Annotated in this window: 16 protein-coding genes; 9 read left to right on the top strand and 7 right to left on the bottom strand. The window is 58.0% G+C overall.

Translation table 11 applies throughout. The features are described from left to right. Window positions 1-148: 148 nt before the first annotated feature. Window positions 149-2,785, bottom strand: coding sequence for a phosphoenolpyruvate carboxylase (ppc, locus tag OKW98_RS23940; protein ID WP_265386944.1), 2,637 nt, complete (start codon window positions 2,783-2,785; stop codon window positions 149-151). A 241-nt stretch (window positions 2,786-3,026) separates the two neighbouring features. Here ppc and OKW98_RS23945 point away from each other — a divergent pair, with 241 nt between their 5' ends. From OKW98_RS23945 to OKW98_RS23985, 9 genes are all read left to right on the top strand, one after another. Beyond that, window positions 3,027-3,362 carry a pilin assembly protein gene (locus OKW98_RS23945; protein WP_237260488.1) on the top strand — a complete coding sequence of 112 codons (336 nt, stop codon included), beginning with the start codon at window positions 3,027-3,029 and terminating at the stop codon, window positions 3,360-3,362. A 285-nt stretch (window positions 3,363-3,647) separates the two neighbouring features. Next, entirely contained in the window at window positions 3,648-4,073 is a 426-nt protein-coding gene (locus tag OKW98_RS23950; protein WP_192132220.1) for a DUF4398 domain-containing protein, read from the top strand. Window positions 4,074-4,121: 48 nt separating this feature from the next. After that, window positions 4,122-4,904: an OmpA family protein gene (locus OKW98_RS23955; RefSeq protein WP_065989904.1), complete on the top strand. Its 783-nt coding sequence runs from the start codon at window positions 4,122-4,124 to the stop codon at window positions 4,902-4,904. A 430-nt stretch (window positions 4,905-5,334) separates the two neighbouring features. Beyond that, complete coding sequence (locus OKW98_RS23960; RefSeq protein WP_265386945.1) at window positions 5,335-10,011, top strand: RHS repeat-associated core domain-containing protein; 4,677 nt, start codon at window positions 5,335-5,337, stop codon at window positions 10,009-10,011. Further along, a complete protein-coding gene (locus OKW98_RS23965) occupies window positions 10,008-10,454 on the top strand; it encodes a hypothetical protein (RefSeq protein ID WP_265386946.1) in 447 nt (148 codons plus the stop codon). Before OKW98_RS23960 ends, OKW98_RS23965 begins: the two co-directional genes overlap by 4 nt. Window positions 10,455-10,615: 161 nt before the next feature. After that, complete coding sequence (locus OKW98_RS23970) at window positions 10,616-11,041, top strand: hypothetical protein (RefSeq protein ID WP_265386947.1); 426 nt, start codon at window positions 10,616-10,618, stop codon at window positions 11,039-11,041. A gap of 118 nt (window positions 11,042-11,159) precedes the next feature. Beyond that, window positions 11,160-11,618, top strand: a complete 459-nt coding sequence (locus OKW98_RS23975) for a hypothetical protein (RefSeq protein ID WP_265386948.1) — start codon at window positions 11,160-11,162, stop codon at window positions 11,616-11,618. Between the two features lies 1 nt (window position 11,619). Then, a complete protein-coding gene (locus OKW98_RS23980) occupies window positions 11,620-12,042 on the top strand; it encodes a hypothetical protein (RefSeq protein WP_265386949.1) in 423 nt (140 codons plus the stop codon). Between the two features lie 237 nt (window positions 12,043-12,279). Continuing rightward, window positions 12,280-12,576: a hypothetical protein gene (locus OKW98_RS23985; protein WP_265386950.1), complete on the top strand. Its 297-nt coding sequence runs from the start codon at window positions 12,280-12,282 to the stop codon at window positions 12,574-12,576. A gap of 139 nt (window positions 12,577-12,715) precedes the next feature. Here OKW98_RS23985 and OKW98_RS23990 read toward each other — a convergent pair whose 3' ends face one another. From OKW98_RS23990 to prfB, 6 genes are all read right to left on the bottom strand, one after another. After that, window positions 12,716-13,627 carry an alpha/beta hydrolase gene (locus OKW98_RS23990; RefSeq protein ID WP_265386951.1) on the bottom strand — a complete coding sequence of 304 codons (912 nt, stop codon included), beginning with the start codon at window positions 13,625-13,627 and terminating at the stop codon, window positions 12,716-12,718. A gap of 153 nt (window positions 13,628-13,780) precedes the next feature. Continuing rightward, a complete protein-coding gene (locus tag OKW98_RS23995) occupies window positions 13,781-15,058 on the bottom strand; it encodes a flavohemoglobin expression-modulating QEGLA motif protein (RefSeq protein WP_265386952.1) in 1,278 nt (425 codons plus the stop codon). Window positions 15,059-15,085: 27 nt separating this feature from the next. Further along, entirely contained in the window at window positions 15,086-15,643 is a 558-nt protein-coding gene (locus OKW98_RS24000) for a hypothetical protein (RefSeq protein WP_265386953.1), read from the bottom strand. Between the two features lie 18 nt (window positions 15,644-15,661). Next, on the bottom strand, window positions 15,662-16,393 hold the full coding sequence (locus tag OKW98_RS24005) for a TetR/AcrR family transcriptional regulator (RefSeq protein ID WP_265386954.1): 732 nt from the start codon (window positions 16,391-16,393) through the stop codon (window positions 15,662-15,664). Window positions 16,394-16,630: 237 nt separating this feature from the next. After that, complete coding sequence (lysS, locus tag OKW98_RS24010; RefSeq protein ID WP_265386955.1) at window positions 16,631-18,133, bottom strand: lysine--tRNA ligase; 1,503 nt, start codon at window positions 18,131-18,133, stop codon at window positions 16,631-16,633. A 114-nt stretch (window positions 18,134-18,247) separates the two neighbouring features. Next, window positions 18,248-19,343 (bottom strand): peptide chain release factor 2 gene (gene prfB / locus OKW98_RS24015; RefSeq protein WP_237251153.1). Its coding sequence is split into 2 segments (ribosomal slippage): window positions 18,248-19,270 and window positions 19,272-19,343, totalling 1,095 coding nucleotides; the frame shifts between segments, so codons are not numbered across the junction. Window positions 19,344-19,551 lie beyond the last annotated feature (208 nt).

A 19,551-nucleotide genomic window follows, 5' to 3' on the forward strand; every position in this document is an offset into this window, starting at 1 on the left:
TCGCAGTAACCCGCGAAAAACCAGTAGCTTGGCATCGATCCGCGCATGGGTCAGACCTCGTGCAGCCGAGTGACGCCGCACCGCTCACGACGCTCAAGGTTCGGCCGAATGAAAAGGGTCGTGTTCATTCGGCCGGGTTGCCTGCCCGTCACCCGGTGTTGCGCAATCCGGCGGCGATACCTGCGACAGACACCAGCAGCGCCTGCACCAGCGGACTCTCCAGACTTGCGTCCTGCTGACGGGAGCGCGCCAGCAACTCCGCCTGCAATAAATGAAGAGGGTCGAGGTAGGTGTTGCGCAGGCTGATGAACTTCAGCGTTTCCGGGCTGTGGGCCAACAGCCGGGACTGGCCCGTCAGACCCAGCACCACGTCACACGCCTGCGACAATAGGCCGCGCAAATGCGTCCCCAAATGCAACAGTTTTGGCTCCACCAGACGTTCGTCGTAGAGTTGGGCGATGTCGCTGTCAGCCTTGGCCAGCACCATTTCCAGCATGTCGATGCGGGTGCGGAAGAACGGCCATTGCTCACGCATCTCAGCCAGCAGATCACCCTGACCGCGCTCCAGCGCCTTGCTCAATGCGTTTTCCCAGCCCAGCCAGGCGGGCAGCATGAGGCGCGTCTGGGTCCAGGCGAAAATCCACGGAATGGCGCGCAGGCTCTCGACCCCGCCTTCACGGCGCTTGGCCGGACGGCTGCCCAGTGGCAAGCGGCCCAGCTCCTGTTCCGGCGTGGCCTGACGGAAGTACTCGACAAACTCCGGGTCTTCCCGAACCACGGCACGGTAGGCTTTCACGCCATCGGCCGCCAGCTCGTCCATCACCTGACGCCAGGCGGGTTGCGGCATGGGCGGCGGTTGCAACGTGGCTTCCAGCACTGCGGCCAGATACAGGTTGAGGTTCTGCTCGGCGATGTCCGGCAGGCCGAACTTGAAGCGGATCATCTCGCCCTGTTCGGTGGTACGGAAACGCCCCGCCACCGAGCCCGGCGGCTGGGACAGAATCGCCGCGTGTGCAGGGCCGCCGCCACGACCGACCGTGCCGCCGCGACCGTGGAACAACAGCAACTCAACCTCTTGGGCGCGGCAGATCTCCACCAATTTTTCCTGCGCCCGGTACTGCGCCCAGGCCGCAGCGGTGGTGCCGGCGTCTTTGGCCGAATCCGAGTAGCCGATCATGACTTCCTGCGGACCTTCCAGGCTTCGACGGTAGGCAGGAATGCTCAACAGCTGCTCGATCACCGGGCCGGCGTTGTCCAGGTCGGCGAGGGTTTCGAACAACGGCACCACGCGCATGGGTCGCTGCAGTCCGGCTTCTTTCAATAACAGTTGAACGGCGAGTACATCGGAGGCGGCGCCGGCCATGGAAATCACGTAGGAGCCCAGCGATGCCGCCGGCGCAGCCGCTACCTCACGGCAGGTCGCCAGCACCTCGGCGGTGTCCGCTTCAGGGCTGAAATACGCGGGCAGCAGCGGGCGCTTGTTGTCCAGTTCACGCAGCAGGAAGTCGATGCGGGTCGGCTCATCCCACTCGTCATAGCGGCCGAGCCCGAGGTATTCAGTGATCTCGCTCATGGCCGAACTGTGCCGCGTGGAATCCTGGCGCACGTCGAGCTTCACCAGGAACAGGCCGAAGGTCACCGCGCGACGCAGACAGTCGAGCAACGGGCCATCGGCGATAACGCCCATGCCGCACTCATGCAGCGAGTCGAAACACAGTTGCAGCGGCTCAAGCAGCTCGCGGTTTTCGTGCAGCACGTCTTCTGGCGCGACCTGGGTAACGGTCAGTGATGCGTGGGCCCAGTTGCGCGTGGCCCGAAGCCGCTCACGCAGTTGTTTGAGGACACTGCGATAAGGCTCGGCGCTGTCACCCGCAGCTTCCATCAGCGCAGGGCTGGCTTGCTGCATCGACAGTTCGGCGGCCAGTTGATCGACGTCGCGCAGGTACAAGTCGGCGGCCATCCAGCGCGCCAGCAGCAGCACCTCGCGCGTGACGGCAGCGGTGACGTTGGGGTTGCCGTCGCGGTCGCCGCCCATCCAGGAAGCGAAGCGGATCGGCGCCGACTCCAGCGGCAGGTGCAGACCGGTCGCTGCATGCAGCGCCTGATCGGCCTTGCGCAGGTAGTTGGGAATCGCTTGCCACAGGGAATTTTCGATGACCGCAAACCCCCACTTCGCCTCATCGACAGGGGTGGGGCGAACGCGGCGGATTTCTTCGGTGTGCCACGCCTCGGCAATCAGTCGCTGCAAGCGCTCGGTGATCTGCTCACGCTCGTGGCGATTCAAGTCGCGATGATCGAGCGCGGCCAGTTGCGCAGCGATGGCGTCGTACTTCTGGATCAGCGTGCGCCGCGCGACTTCGGTCGGGTGCGCGGTCAGCACCAGTTCGATTTCCAGCGTGGTCAATTGCTCCGCCAGCGCCTCGGGTGTCTGCCCGGCCTGCTTCAGGCGCTCCAGCAGTTCAGGCAACACGCGGGATTCAAACGGCTGCGGCTTGCCATCATCGCGACGATGGATCAGCTGATATTGCTCGGCGATGTTCGCCAGATTGAGGAATTGGTTGAACGCACGTGCCACTGGCAGCAATTCGTCTTCGCCCAGGCCTTCGAGACTGGAGCTCAGCTGCTCGGTGCCCTGGGTCGAGGCGTGGCGGTCAGCCTTCGCGCTTTTGCGGATGCGCTCGATCTTCTCGAGGAAATCAGCGCCGTGCTGATCACGAATGGTGTTGCCCAACAGCTCACCCAGCAGGTGAACGTTCTCGCGCAATCGTGCATCGATATCAGCCATCCAGCCCTCTCCTTCAGCCTTGTTGTTTTTACCGGCGAGCCCTTGCAGGGGTCCATTCGCTGCTGTCGAACGGAACGCCATGCTGGGTTTCGTTTCTATTGGTGCGTATAGAGCGACAAATTGATGTCCCGACGCAACCCTCGACGTATGTTCACCGCCGGGGAAGCCAGTCTCACTCGCGCTTCAATGTGGCTCCGCCACGTCCAACGCCCGCCCTCGCGCGGCAACTGATGAGGTATGTATGAAGATCCGAGAGCTCGCCGAACAGTGGGAACAGAACGCCAAAGGCCGTCTGACCGAGACCGCCTACGCCATTCATTTGGATGTTGAGGCCGCCGCGCGGCTTGCGGCGATTGCCGAGATGTACCCAAAGCGCACGCCCGAGGAGTTGCTGGGCGAACTGATCGGCGCCGCGCTGGAAGAATTGGAGGCAAGCTTTCCTTACGTGCGCGGTCAGCATGTGGTTGCCACCGATGAGGAAGGCAACCCGCTTTACGAAGACGTGGGCCCGACGCCCCGGTTTCTGGAGCTTTCCCGGCGCCATCTCCAGGAAATTTCCGATCGGGAAGCGCTGTGACGATTGTCTCTGCGACGTCGTTTTTGCCCCTCAAAATTTTCCACAGGCACATCGGGCCGATGATCAGGCGCTGGAAAAAGCAGTCATTTTTCAAGCGCCATTTTTACAACACGTAACAAAAGCTGACCGGAAGTGTAGAAAAATGTCTGAACTATTCAAAAAATGCAGCGGTCCGAGCAATTAGCCATTCAGTAAAGCCATCAGATGACAGCGGAAGTGACGCAACACCATCCATCCGCGTGGGCCGTAGCTGAAATGGAACAACCAGTTTTCAGGAGTTAAGAAATGGAGTTGACCACCATGAACACCAGCACTGCCAAACCAACGTTCAATCGCCTGCGCGGGCTGAAGATGGCTGCACTGGCACTGGGCACCAGCGTGCTTCTGGCTGGTTGCGCGGGCAATCCTCCAAGCGAGCAGTACGCCGTGACCCAGTCGGCCGTCAACGCCGCCGTCACCGCTGGCGCTACCGAGTACGCTGCCGTTGAAATGAAGTCCGCTCAGGACAAGTTCAAGCAAGCCGAGCTGGCGATGCAGGACAAAAAGTACGACGAGGCTCGCAAATACGCCGAGCAAGCCGAATGGGATGCACGTGTAGCCGAGCGTAAGGCTCAGGCCGCGAAGGCACAGAAAGCGGTGCAGGATGCTCGTCAGGGCGTCAACGAATTGCGTGAAGAAGGCATGCGTCAGGTTCAGCCTGTCACACAGTAATTCTTCGCAGTTCAAGCATTGGCCATTGAGTTAAAGGACGAAAATATTATGCGTAAACAAGTACTTATTCCTGCCCTGCTGGCTTTGAGCGTTGGTCTGGCGGCATGCTCGTCGCAGCCTAACGTGAACCTGGAACAAGCCCGCACCAATTACTCCGCGCTGCAAAGCAACCCTAAAGCCACTGAACTGGCTGCGCTGGAAACCAAAGACGCCAGCGAGTGGCTGGACAAGGCTGACGCCGCGTACCGCAACAATGATGACCAGAAGAAGGTCGATCAGCTGGCGTATCTGACCAACCAGCGCGTTGAGCTGGCCAAGCAGACCATCAACCTGAAGACCGCTGAAAACGATCTGAAAGGCGCTGCGGCCCAACGTGCACAAGCGCGTCTGGATGCTCGCGATGCTCAGATCAAGGCCCTGCAGAACAGCCTGAACGCCAAGCAGACCGAACGCGGTACCCTGGTGACCTTCGGCGACGTACTGTTTGACCTGAACAAGGCTGAGCTGAAGTCGTCCGGCCTGGTCAACGTCAACAAGCTGGCCCAGTTCCTGTCGGAAAACCCTGATCGCAAGGTCATCGTTGAAGGCTACACCGACAGCACCGGTTCCGCGGCTTACAACGACTCGCTGTCCGAGCGCCGCGCCCAATCCGTGCGCATGGCACTGATCAAAATGGGCGTAGGCCCGGAGCGTATCGTTGCTCAGGGTTACGGCAAGGAATACCCGGTTGCTGACAACGCCAGCGCCTCGGGCCGCGCCATGAACCGTCGCGTGGAAGTCACCATCTCCAACGACAACCAGCCAGTAGCACCGCGCTCTTCGATGAAGTAATGCGGTTGTAGCGGCACATAAAGAGCCCCGCCTGTTGAGAGACAGGCGGGGCTTTTTTGTGGCCTGCGTTTTTCTCCGGATGGGGTTGGGGATGAGGTACTTTTAGGGAGAACTGATTGCGCCACGTGTTTTTGGGGACTGCGCAAGAAGTTGCGCACTCGTTTGTTGGAAACGGGGTGGTTGATGGGCTGGAGGCCACGTGGTTTGTGGCGTGTAGGCGAGTGCGCAAGAAGTTGCGCAGGGGTGCGCAACTTCTTGCGCACTTTTACTTTGTTATCGGGTTCGGCGTTCGCTCAAACCTGTTGTTTTATTTCTTAAGCTATTGATTTTACTTGGCTAATTCATAGCTGGCACAGCCCTTGATATCTCCGTAGCCCCCGGATTGGCATTCACGCCTTTTCGGATGGTTTTTTGAGCACGGAGAGCATCCTTGGCGACCCCCCTGAACCTGCCCGTTGGTGGTGAAAAACGCGAACCACAGGTCGCGATTGTTCCGCTTGATCTGATTCAGGTTGAAGACGTTGGTCTTGGTGCGGCCAATGTCGACGCCTGGCTGCAAGAGATTAGCGGCGGGGTCGTCACGCTTGAGCGGATCAAGACTTTCGCCGGCGGGCTGCCGGTGGTGGGCAACATCATGGCGCTCGTTGATGCGCTGAATGACATTGCTCGACTGGCGACCAGTGACAAACGCGATCCTCTGGACTGGGTCAGTTTAGGCATCAATCTGATCGGAATGCTGCCACGCCCGCCCGGAATGGCAGCCGCACGGATGAGCCTGCGACCAATGCTGTTTCTGGTGCGCCAGGAGATACGTCGGACCGGGAAATTGGTGGTGAGTGACGTGCTGATCGAGATTTTGATCGGGCACCTCAACGCCACCATTGTCGGGACCCTTGATGACTTTGTGCCACAGGCGCAGGCCAGGCTCCCCGGGATTCTTGACGACGCGGGGAAGCTCGGTGAAGAAGTGCTTCTTCAGATCGCTGCTGGCCTGGAGAAGCTGGTCGACCCGAAGCTGGACGCCAACGCTGATTTGCTGGAAGCGGAGCAGTTGGTTCAGGCCGCTGGGGATCTTTGGGCCTACGATCATCAGGCGGCCATCGGCAACATTTTTGCGGCCGCTGCGGATGTTTGCATGGCTGCAGGTAAGGGCGCTGTTAACGGTGCTGCCGAATATTTCGTGCCCGAAGCGCTGAAAGAGCAGGTGCTCCGACATGCAGGTTCGTTGCGCGCAATGGGCCCGGAGCTTCGGGATCAGATTAATCGTCTGGCGGATCCTGGGCTTCAGAACTCGATTGGGTCGTTGCTGGAGACATTGCCAGGTGCGGTAGTCACATGGCGCTCGCGCAATGGGCATGGCCAGTCGTTCAACATCAAGCCAGGGGTGGTTAATCAGGCTAAACGCCAAGCGGGTGAAGGCAAGCTTGAGGCTGTTCAGTTCGAGAAACCTGCGAAGGGCCTGCCCAATGAGCAGAAAAACTGTGCCTGTGCTGCTACGGGTAACAGCATCAGTTTTGCGGTGGGCTCGGAGTCGGTTAGTCATGCCGATTTCAGTCTGCCGGGGCCGTTTCCAATCGAATGGACGCGGACTTATTGCTCGAGTCTGGATGCTTACGATGAGGATGTTATTGGCGCACGCTGGATTACGCCGTTTACCACGCGGTTTGATCTCGTCGGCGATGGTTTGGTGTTTCATGACTCCGATGGGCGTAGCCATGAATTCCCTCTTCCCAAGGTCAAGCTGTTTCACTTCAACGCCATTGAAAACCTGACCGTCGTTCGCCTCAGCAAAGATCGGTTATTGCTGATGCGGGGCCTTGAGCACAGGGAAACCTATGTTCGTCGAGGTGATCGGTTTGTCCTGATCAACAAGGTTCTGCCCAACGGCGCCGGAGTCATGCTGCATCACGAGCATCGGCATGATGGGGATTCGGTGCTCTCCGAGTTGGTCACTTACTCGGAAAAAGATGCCAACAAGGTCCATCTTCGCTTGGGCACTTTGATTGATGATCTGGGGCGGCTGACGGGTCTTTGGGAAATTCGGGACGGCGACGTCAAACGCCAATTGTGCGCATATCAGTACGATGATTCTGGTGACCTTGTTCTGGCTCAGGACGAGAACGGCGCTGCATGGCGTTATCAATACGAACACCACCTGATCACCCGCTACACCGACCGCACCAATCGTGGTTTGAACCTTCAGTGGCAAGGCTCCGGTCCCGACGCGAAGGCCGTTCGCGAATGGGCGGACGACGGCAGTTTCGATACCCGACTGGCGTGGGATGAAAACATCCGTCTGACCTACGTCACTGACGCCCTTGGCCACGAAACCCGGCACTACTACGACAGCCTCGGTTACACGTACCGCATTTGCCACGCCGACGGCCGTTCCGAATGGTTCTTCCGTGATGCGGCGAAGAACATCATTCGCCACGTACACACTGACGGCAGCACGGATCGCTATCGCTACGACAAGCTAAGCAATCTGACCGAACACACCCGCGCTGATCACAGCGTGATGAATTACGCCTACGACGACAAAAGCCATCTGATCAAGATCAGCGATGGCGAGGGTGGGTTGTGGAAGCGTGACTACGACCTTCGCGGAAATCTGGTTGAAGCAATCGATCCGCTAGAGAACGTTACCGAATACGCCTACAACAAATTCGGCCTTCCTACCGCGATCAAGGACGCCAACGGGAATACCAAGAAACTTGAGTACAACGCTGCGGGCCAGTTGCTGAAATACACCGACTGCTCGGGCAAGGTCAGCGCGTGGGAGTATGACGATCGCGGCCAGATGGTTCGCTTCACCGATCCTGCTGGGCACAGCACCACATACGAGTACAAGTTAGGCCAGTTAGTGCTGATCAAGCACCCGGACAAAACCGAAGAACGCTTTAGTCGCGACGCCGAAGGTCGTTTGCTGGCCCACTCCGATGGCCTCGAACGCTGCACCACCTGGCGCTACACCGCGGCAGGCTTCATCGCCGAACGCGTCGACGCCGCCGAACAAACCCTGCGTTACCGCTGGGACAAGTTAGGCCGCCTCGTTTCGCTGGAAAACGAAAACGAACGCCTAGCCCACTTTCACTACGACCCTGTGGGCCGGCTGCTGGAAGAACGAGGCTTCGACAATCGCTCGACTCGCTATCACTACGACCCCGAAACCGGACGGCTCGCTCAGACGGTTAACGGCCAGCGCACGATCGCACTGATTTTCGATCCGATGGGCCGCCTGACCGAACGCCGCGCCACCCTTGGCGAAAAGTCCCAAAGCGAAACCTTTGCCTACGACGGCAATGGCCATCTGGTCATGGCGACCAACGCCATCAGCAAGCTGCAATGGTTCCACGACCCGGCCGGCAACCTGCTGCGCGAACATCAGCATTACTCGAATCTGGACAAGCCACTGGTTGCCGTTTGGCAGCACGAGTACGACGCGCTGAATAACCGCGTCGCGACTATCAGGCCTGATGGACACCGCGTCAGTTGGCTCACTTATGGCAGCGGCCATCTGCTTGGCTTGAAGCTCGATGAACACGAACTGCTCAGCTACGAGCGCGACGACCTCCACCGCGAGATCAGCCGGCACCAAGGCAATAACCTGCTGCAAACCCAGCAATGGGACCCTGCGGGACGCCTTCAAGAACAGCTACTGAGCCGGGCAGACGATAAAACCACGCTCATCAAACGCGCATACACCTACGACGCCGCCGACCAGCTCACCGACATCAACGACAGCCGTCGCGGGCAATTGAGCTACCGATACGATCCCGTCAGCCGACTTATCAATGCGACCAGTCGCTTGGGCGTGGAAACCTTCGCCTTCGATCCCGCGAGTAACCTGCTCGACGACAGCGCAGCACCCGTCCGCCGTCCACTCGACCCCGAACCTGTCCGCCATAAACTCGTGGACAACCTCCTGCGCGACTACGCCGGCAACCACTACGAATACGACGAACGCGGCAACCAGACAGAGCGCTGGACCAACGGCCTGCGCAGCGAACTGCACTGGGACCTCTTCGATCGCCTCGCGCATTTCAGCGATCCGCGACTCACCGTCGACTTCGGTTACGACCCCCTCGGAAGGCGCCTCTACAAACTCTCAAAAGCTCACTACCGACCTCGTCCTGAAGCCGGTACCGGCTGGAACGAAAACGAACACGCCCGTAAAGAGCGCGAGCTCGGCTGCGGCTTCACCCTGTACGGCTGGGACGGCGACAACCTCGCGTGGGAAAGCAGCCCACCGCCGTACGCCGGAGCTCTCGGCCGCACGGTGCATTACATCCACGAGCCCGGCACTTTCGTTCCCGTGGCCCAGGCCATCCGCCACGAAACAATCCGCCTCGTCAGCCAACCGGCATACGAAGGTCGCTACAACTTCAAAGAAGACCCGCTCTGGAACTACAAACCCACAGCGCTGCCAATCGACGTCCTCGTCTGGTACCACTGCGACCACCTCGGCACACCTCAAGAAATCACCGACCAAAACGGCCAAACCGCCTGGAGCGCGCAATACAAAGCCTGGGGCGAAGCAACCGAACAGCGCTCGGAGTTCGCCCAACAAATCGGCCTGACCAACCCGATCCGGTTCCAGGGCCAATACCACGACCACGAGACCGGCCTGCACTACAACCGGCATCGGTACTATGATCCAAGGGTCGGGCGGTTCATTAGCGAGGACCCGGTTGGGTATCTGGGTGGACTGAACATCTACCAATACGGGCCGAACTCAATCAGCTGGGTCGATCCGTTAGGGCTGGCAAGTTCGACCGTTGGACCGGGGCGAAAGCCTAAGTCTGATAAGCCTAACCAAAACTGTAAACGCGCATGCAGAAAAAAATGGGAGGTCAATCGCTATGACCGAGTTTGCGAGGGTAATGTCCCCGGCGTGGGTTATGCAAAATACTATCGACACTTTGTATCTAAAACGTGGTGGTCGGAGGATAAAACAGGACATGGGGAAAGTGCGTGGAAAGTGTATTCGCTTAGTGGTATGTGGCAGGCTGATGCTGATATATATGGCGACAACATGGACAAACACAAAAGCACAGTTGGAAAAAATATAAATTTCAAATCGCTAAAGTGTAAGGATATAAAATGATTAATTCCGCCGAAGAATTTGTAGCGCTGCGCGACAGTGAGATAAAAGCCGAATACGACAGATCCGCCATGGAGGAAGCGCCAATTGCCGTATGGCGTGAGGTGATAGAAAAATTTCCCGATCACAGGCGATGGGTTGCGCACAATAAAACCGTGCCGGTGGAGATTCTCGAAATGCTATGTGTGTTCGATGTTAGCACCAGATGGTTCGTGGCACGTAAAAGAAAGCTCTCTGCTGCGTTGTTTGAGCGTCTCTCACAAGATGAGGATTCTGACGTCCGGGTCGCAATATGTACCAATAAAAAGACTCCGTTGGAAATCCTTGATCGACTGCGTCAGGATGTGAACGAAGACGTTGCTTGTGTGGCGACGGAAAACTACGAGCGTAGAATTGAAGAGTTGGAGAGCAAACAGACTAGGACCAGAGGGGGCGGCCCCCTTTAATTTCGAGGGCGGGTTAGGACCAGAGGGGACGGATCCCTTTAGTTTCATAAAACTGGCACGTGGGTCGTTGACGCGGACATTCACGGTGATCACGTGAGCAAGCACAAAAATGGCATCGGAAAGAACATTGACTTCAGGTCCCTGAAATGCAAGGACAATAAATGATCAATTCTGCTGAAGAATTTATCGCATTACGAAGTAGCGATTTAAAAAACGAGTATGATCGAGCTGCGATGGAAGAAGCTCCAATATCTGTCTGGCGCGAGATCATCATCAAGTACCCAAACTATAGGCGATGGGTTTCGCACAACAAAACCGTACCTCTGGAAATACTTGAAGAACTTTGTATTTTTGACAGCACTATCAGGCAGTCTGTCGCGAGAAAACGGAAATTATCCCTAGCGATGTTTGAAATGCTATCTAAAGACGTTAGCGATGTTGTGAGGGTGGCGATAGCCGCGAATAGAAAGACACCAATCGCTATTTTAGAGCGATTGCTAACAGATAAGGACGAAGATGTCGCAAGCGTAGCTAGGCTTAATCTTGATGAGAGAAAAATAAGGACTATAGGGGACGGTCTAGTTTAATATCGTATAAGCCTAATAGTGCATGGCTGGCCCATGCTCATATCTATGGCGACCACACAAGGAACTACAAAACCAAAACCGGTCAAAACATCAAAGCTGTGAAGTGTAAGGACGTAAAATGATTAGGTCAGCCGACGAGTTTGTAGCTTTGCGAGACAGTGACATAAAGGCCGAATATGATAGATCCGCCTTGGAGGAAGCGCCAATTGCCGTGTGGCGTGAGGTCATAGAAAGATTCCCCGATCACAGGCGATGGGTCGCCCACAATAAAACCGTGCCAGTTGAGATTCTCGAAGAGCTATGTGGGTTTGACGCCAATGTAAGATTCTTTGTAGCGTGCAAAAGAAAGCTTTCATACGCACTTTTTGAGACCCTTTCAAAAGACGCCGACACAGACATCCGAATTGCCATTAGCGTTAATAAAAAAACGCCGATGGATATTCTCGAAAGCCTTCTTCAGGACGTAAACGAAGAGGTGGCCCGCGCCGCAAGGGATAACTACGACTTTAGAAAAAATAAAAGTCAGACCGAGAGCTTAAGGAACCAGTCCCTTTTAATCCCCAAAGTAAAGAGGTGAAATGATTAGATCTGCTGAAGAATTTGTAGTACTTCGTGACAGTGACATAAAGGCGGAATATGACAGATCCGCCATGGAGGAAGCGCCAATTGCCGTGTGGCGTGACGTCATAGAAAGATTCCCCGATCACAGGCGCTGGGTCGCGCACAATAAAACCGTGCCAGTAGAAATTCTTGAAGTGTTATGTGAGTTCGATGCCAGCACCAGATGGTTCGTGGCAGGTAAAAGAAAACTCTCGGCTACGTTATTTGAACGCCTCTCACAGGATGAGGATTCTGACGTCCGGATCGCAATATGCGCCAATAAAAAGACCCCATTGGAAATCCTTGAGCGATTGCTTCAGGATGTGAACGAAGACGTTGCTCGAGTTGCGGCGAAACACTACAAGCGCAGAGTTGAAGAGCTCGAAAGTAAAACACGGTAGGGGTTGGACGCTTTTGAAATTCAAAGGAGACGATTCCCTTTAACTCGCAAAGTACCATCGAGAAAAACAGTTCTCAGTCGCCAAAGTATAGAGATGTGAAATGATCAAATCTGCTGAAGAATTTGTTGCGCTAAGGAGTAGCTCCATTAAGAGTGAGTACGACAGAGCAGCTTTTGAGGAGGCCCCAGTTTCGGTGTGGCGTGACGTAATAAAAATTATCCGAATTACAGGCGATGGGTGTCCCATAATAAAACTGTCCCATTGGAGATCTTAGAGGAGCTGTGTCAGTTCGACAGCACTGTCCGGCAGTTTGTGGCAGCCAAAAGAAAGCTGTCAGCCGCGATGTTTGAAGCTCTTTCTCGAGATGAGAGCTATGTCGTAAGGATAGCCGTGGCCGCCAACAAAAAAGCACCGATTGCAGTACTAGAAAGACTACTCAAAGATCAGAATAAGTGTGTTGCTCGCGCGGCAGAATACAATCTTGAAGATACAAGAAATATAAATAACAACAAAAATTCGAGTAGAGCACTTTAATCTTGTCACCCCGGGGAGGTCGCCCTAAGAACCGCAGGGGACAGATTAATTTACGGTGGGGCGTTGTAAATAAATCAGTCCCCTTATGCAGTAAATAAATCAGTCCCCTTATGCAGTCCCCTTATGCACTCTGCTCTGCTCACGGTTGAGAAGCCGGTGCCGCCTTGCCAGTTTGAGCATCAGGGTAATTCGGAATTTCTCCCAGCCTGCGCAGCCCGTTGAAGTGCTGCGGATCGTCCAGATAGCGAACCATGACTTCACGCCAAGTGGGGTCGTTAAAGGTCTGCACGTGCGGCCCGCGCGTCAGTTGCAGCACACGCGGCGGTGGCGCGGCCTGATACAGGCTGATGCCGTTGTGCAGCGGCACTAGCGTGTCATCCAGACTCTGGAACAGCAGCATCGGCGTGCCCTTGAGCTGCGGCATGCCGTTGATGGCGCTGTCGCCGTCGGGGATTACCCACGACAGCGGCCGTTTGATGGGCCACGTCAGCCACGACGTGCTGAGGGTATAGCGCGCCATCTCACGATAGCTCGCCGGCACGCCATCGAGCACCAGCGCCTTGACCCGCGCGCGCTGCTGCGGATGCTCCGACAAGTAATGCACGGCCAGCGCCCCGCCGATGCTTTGGCCGAGTACCACCAGCGGTTTGCCCTGTACCTCGGGCGCAGCGTTCAGCCAGTCAAACGCCGCGTCGATGTCCTGATAGATGGCCGGCAGACTCGGTTCACCCTCAGACCGGCCATAGCCGCGATAGTCCACCAGCAGGACTTGATAGCCCTGCTCCGGCAACCACCAACTCCCCGCCAGATGCCAGGCCATGTTGCCGCCGTTGCCATGCAGGTGCAGCACCGTGCCCTTCACCGGTACGCCGGGCTTGGCTGGCAGAAACCACGCGTTCAGGCGGGTGCCGTCGGCCGCCGTGAGGTTGACGTCGCGCCAGGCAAGGTGCGCTTTATCCGGCGTCAGTGGCAGACCGCGTTCCGGGTAGAACAGCAGTTCGCTGCAGCCGCTGAGGGAGATGACCAGGAGCAAGGTAAGAAGACGCTTCAAGCGATGTCCTTCTATTCACGATGTGGGCCACGGTGTGAAACCGTAGGAGCCGGCTTGCTGGCGAAGGCGCTGGGTCAGTTGCGCACATGTCGACTGGATTAACGCCTTCGCCAGCAAGCCGGCTCCTACAAGTCCCAGTCAAACGAGGACGTATCAGAGGATGTTCGAATAATCCGCTTCGATCCGGTCCAGGCTCAGGTGGTTGAGAAAGTTGGAGAAGCACATCCATGCCGACAGCGCGTTCATGTCGCGGAATTGGTCGGGCAGGTATTTGGGCGGCACCACCAGGCCTTCGTCCACCAACTGGCGCAACGTGCGCATGTCTTCCAGCGTGGTCTTGCCGCAGAACAGCAGCGGCACCTGCTCCAGCTTGCCCTTTCTCACGGCCAACTGGATGTAGTTGTAGACCATGATGAAGCCCTTGAGGTAGGACAGATCCTTGGTGAATGGCAGCCCATTCGGCACCGAGCCCCGGAATACACGACTGGCATTGCCGTAGCTTTCCGACATGCCGAAGCCTTGCTCGCGATAGAAGTCGAACACCTGCAAAAAGTCGGCGCCCTCCTCGGCCATGTGAATGGCGCGGGTGCGATTGGTCAGCTTGCGCAGGCGGCTCGGGTAGGAGGCAAAACCGATGATCTCCATCAGAATCGCCAGGCCTTCCTGAGTCACTGTCGACGAGGGCGGGCCTTTGGAGAGGAAGGTGCAGATCGGCTGATTCTGACCATTGAGCGTGGTGCCGACGTGCACCAGGCCTTCGTGGACTTCCAGCGCCCGCACGTCGCGCTCGTTGAACATCGCGTCGCTGCGGATCTTGATGTAATCGGCGCCGGCCGCAGCGTCCGCCACGATGCCGTCGGACTCGAACACCCGAATCGTTTCTTCCGCCTCACCGAACGTACGATTGAGCCGGGTTTGCAGCATGGCGACGGCGTCTTTGGCCGTCAGGATTTTCGGCTCATCCTTGAGATCGCCGCGACCGGCAATGTTGTCCAGGTAATCGGAGAGCATCATGCCCAGGTCGGACAGCGTCGGGTCGCCGGCGTGAAAGGCATCGGACGCCGCGCCGTACAGCTCCTGAGAAATCAAGCCGAAGTCCGGGGTGCCCCGCGCTTCGAGCATGCGGATGACCATCCGGTACTCTTTGCACATGCGGCGCATGATCTGCCCGACCGGGTTGAACTGGCCCAGCTGCCGCGTGAGGTCACGCTCGATGTTCTGGAACTCCAGCTTCACCGCACCGGAATCGAAGCCCAGCGGGCGATTCTCGTAGTACGCGCGATCAACTTCCGGCAGGTTTTTGCCTTTGCCGTCGAGGAAGGTCTTGCGGATGTTGTCATCCCACTTCACGGCATCAAGGACGCGAATCGGCGTCTGCGCCACCACGATACGATCGGACAACGTGCGAATAGTCTGTTGGTATTCGTCCACCCGGTACCCCTTATTGAACCGTTTGCGCTATTTGGTCATGCGCTGATATTGAGCTGCTTTGAGAAAGACGTCGGAATAGGCCGGGTCGTCGAGGTAGGCAAAGACTTTGTCCATGGGACTTGAGATCAACATGCCGTCGCCCTTGACCGTATCGACCCGCTCGCCGTCGAGCACTTTCTGTTCGACCAACTGCTGAAACCGCTCCAGGTCGAGGTCATAGACCACCAGTTCGTCGGCACCGTTCGCGCTCTCCATCAGATCGAAACCGGCGATGACGTAATTGCCGCCGTATTTGTCAGGCAACGCGGCGGACACGTACCAGCGACTGCCGTGCCGCGACACGGTGAAGGCATATTCGTCACGGTTCTTGCGATCGCCCTTGCGGTAGCTGACCGCTTTGTAGCGGTCGGGGCCGGCGCGGCTGATTTCCAGTTCGAGCGGCTCGCCCCAGGCATTCTTGCTGCTCCAGGTGCCGAGCAATTTGGGCGGGGCGGTATTGCTGGCCGGAATCGGGTCCTTGAATGTCACCAGGCATCCGCTCAACAGCGCGAACGACAGGGCGAGCAATGCGCTCCAGACTCTCATCGGGTTCTCCTTGAGGTATCAGCCAGCCATCGGCTTGGCAGTGCCCAGTACCAGATGCATCTGGCGAGTAAGAATAGCGAGCATGTCTTCGTCTGCGCCGGGCCGAGGCCCGTTGAGCAGCCCCTGATATTCCATCCGGCAGATGAGCCCCGTCAACACTTGGGCATCCAGTTGCGGCTGAGCTGACCCCATGACTTCGAGAAACTGGGCGCTGCCCTGCAACAAAATCTGCTGATGGGCACTCACCAGCGGTGCGAGCCGCGGGTTGATCAGCGCTTCGAGTTGGAACGCATGCTCGGCAATCAGCTGGTCGCGCCGGGTCAGCAATTGATGACGCACGTACTCCATGGTCATACGCGCGATCTCATCGGCCAGCCGGGCGCGGGCCTCGGCGCTGCCGTCATTGCGCGCGACCATCTCGCGCAGCAGCGCCTCGGTGCTGGTCCACAGCTTGGCCATGTACGCCGCACTGCGCTCAACGTATTGCGCGAAGGCATCGGTGAGCAGGTCATCGATGTCTTTGAAGTAGTAGGTGGTGGCGGAGAGCGGCACTTGCGCTTCGGCGGCGACCGCGCGATGACGCACGGCCCTGACGCCGTCACGAATGAGGATGCGCATGGCCGCATCGAGAATCTGTTGGCGACGCTGTTCACTTCCCTGTCGACTCGCCTTGCGGCCCTGGTACTGAACACTCTGTGCGACTGCCGTGGCCAGGCCAGCGGCTCCCTTTTGAGCGATCGTGCGGTTCACAACGGGGTTTCCTTTTTGAATGACTGGCAGGCGCGGAGTCTGTAGGAGCGTGGCTTGTCCCGCGATCGGCGGGGAACCCGTCGTAAACCCTGAGCACACGGTTTACCTGACACACCGCATCACCGGTTTTGCGACGACTGCGTCGCCGATCGCGGGACAAGCCACGCTCCTACGGTTGGCCTGCGTAACTTTACAGACAAAAAAAAGCCGCCCTGCTCAGGCGGCTTGTTTTGACGCTTAGGCTTGCGGCCGCATATGCGGGAACAGGATGACGTCCCGTATGGACGGCGAGTTGGTCAGCAGCATGACCAGACGATCGATGCCGATGCCCTCGCCCGCTGTCGGCGGCATGCCGTATTCCAGCGCGCGGACGAAGTCTGCGTCGTAGTGCATGGCTTCATCGTCGCCTGCGTCCTTGTCCGCCACCTGGGCCATGAAGCGCTCGGCCTGGTCTTCCGCGTCGTTCAGCTCGGAATAGGCGTTGGCGATTTCACGGCCGCCAATGAACAGCTCGAAACGATCGGTGACGTTCGGGTTGTCATCGTTGCGACGGGCCAGCGGCGACACTTCGAACGGGTACTGGGTGATGAAGTGCGGCTGCTCCAGCTTGTGCTCGACCAGCTCTTCGAAAATCATCACCTGCAGCTTGCCCAGACCTTCGAAGCCCAGCACCTTGGCGCCGGCTTTCTTGGCGATGGCACGGGCCTTGTCGATGTCGTTCAGGTCATCGGCGGTCAGCTCGGGGTTGTACTTGAGGATCGAATCGAACACCGACAGACGCACGAACGGTTCACCGAAGTGGAAGACCTTGTCGCCGTACGGCACGTCGGTGCTGCCGAGAACCAGCTGGGCCAGTTCACGGAACAGCTCCTCGGTCAGGTCCATGTTGTCTTCGTAGTCCGCGTACGCCTGATAGAACTCAAGCATCGTGAACTCGGGGTTGTGACGGGTCGAGACGCCTTCGTTACGGAAGTTGCGGTTGATCTCGAACACCTTCTCGAACCCACCCACAACAAGACGCTTGAGGTACAGCTCAGGCGCGATGCGCAGGAACATTTCCAGGTCCAGCGCGTTGTGGTGCGTCTCGAACGGCTTGGCCGCGGCGCCGCCCGGAATGGTCTGCAGCATCGGCGTTTCAACTTCGAGGAAGTCGCGCTGCATCAGGAAGCTGCGGATGTGGGCGATGACTTTCGAGCGAACGCGGAAGGTTTCACGCACGTCATCGTTGACGATCAGGTCGACGTAACGCTGGCGATAACGCTGTTCGGTATCGACCAGGCCGTGGTGCTTGTCGGGCAGCGGACGCAGGGATTTGGTCAGCAGGCGCACGTTGGTCATTTCGACATACAGGTCGCCCTTGCCGGAACGGGCCAGGGTGCCTTCGGCTGCGATGATATCGCCCATGTCCCAGGTTTTCACCGAGGCCAGGGTGTCTTCGGGCAGCGTCTTGCGGTTGACGTAGACCTGGATGCGACCGGTCATGTCCTGAATCACCATGAACGAGCCACGGTTGAGCATGATGCGCCCGGCAACCTTGACTGGAATCGCCGCTTCAGCCAGCTCTTCCTTGGTCTTGTCCGCGTACTGTTTCTGCAGGTCGTTGCAGTAGTTTTCGCGACGGAAGTCGTTCGGGAAGGCATTGCCCTTGGCGCGCTCGGCCGCAAGTTTTTCCTTGCGCAGGGCGATCAGGCTGTTTTCTTCCTGTTGCTGGGCTTGCGGGTCGAGTTGTTGGTCGCTCATGTCTTGATTATCCATCACAGGTTCGTGGCCCTTCGTCTGGCCGGGAAGCGCGACGAAGGATCGCGGGCGGCGACGTCATGATGACGCGCCCGACCCGCAACAGTGGTGTGGCGATTACAGCCCTTGTTTGAGGCTCGCGATCAGGTATTCGTCGATGTCGCCATCGAGCACCTTGTCGCAATCGCTGCGTTCGACGCTGGTCCTCAGGTCCTTGATGCGCGAGGCATCGAGCACGTACGAGCGGATCTGGTGACCCCAGCCGATGTCGGACTTGGTGTCTTCGACCGCTTGCGACGCGGCGTTGCGCTTCTGGATTTCCTGCTCGTACAAACGCGCCCGCAGCATCTTCATCGCGGTGTCTTTGTTGGCGTGCTGGGAACGTTCGTTCTGGCAGCTGACCACGGTGTTGGTCGGAACGTGGGTGATCCGGACCGCCGAGTCGGTGGTGTTGACGTGCTGACCACCGGCGCCCGAGGAGCGGTAGGTGTCGATGCGCAGGTCCGACGGGTTGATGTCGATTTCGATGTTGTCATCGATTTCCGGCGACACGAACACGGCCGAGAACGAGGTGTGGCGGCGGTTGCCGGAGTCGAACGGGCTCTTGCGGACCAGCCGGTGGACGCCGATTTCGGTGCGCAGCCAGCCAAACGCGTACTCGCCTTTGATGTGCACCGTGGCGCCTTTGATACCGGCGACTTCACCGGCCGACAGTTCCATGATGGTCGCGTCGAAGCCGCGCTTGTCAGCCCAGCGCAGGTACATACGCAGAAGGATGTTCGCCCAGTCCTGGGCTTCGGTGCCGCCGGAGCCGGCCTGGATGTCCAGGTAGGCGTTGTTCTGGTCCATGTCGCCGCTGAACATGCGACGGAATTCCAGTTTTTCCAGGGCCTCGCGCAGGCGCTCGACTTCAGCGGCGACGTCGTCGACGGCGGCCTGGTCTTCTTCTTCGGCGGACATCAGCAACAGGTCCTTGGCATCCACCAGGCCGGTGCTCATTTCGTCGAGGGTGTCGACGATCTGCGCCAGCAGTGAACGCTCGCGGCCCAGCTCCTGGGCGTAAGACGGGTTGTTCCAGACGTTTGGATCCTCGAGCTCGCGGTTAACTTCGGTCAGACGATCATGTTTGTGATCGTAGTCAAAGATACCCCCGAATGGTTTCGGAGCGCTCGGACAGGTCCTTGATGCTGTTTAGGATCGGGTTGATTTCCATGGTAGGCAGCACTCGCAGGCGATTTTCACAAAGCCGGCGAGTATATCGCAGTCGTTGGTGCAGGGCACGCCATGGCGCGGCAATGACGACAATCTTCGCTGCACCTTATCGGGAAATCACCGCCGGGGGCTTAATCGCAAATGGCGATTCGGGCTATTGCGAATCCGTCTAGCAAGCAGACGCGCCAGTTCCATACTGCAAATGTACC

Origin of the sequence: Pseudomonas sp. KU26590 (assembly GCF_026153515.1) — a bacterium.
Taxonomy (GTDB): Bacteria; Pseudomonadota; Gammaproteobacteria; order Pseudomonadales; family Pseudomonadaceae; genus Aquipseudomonas.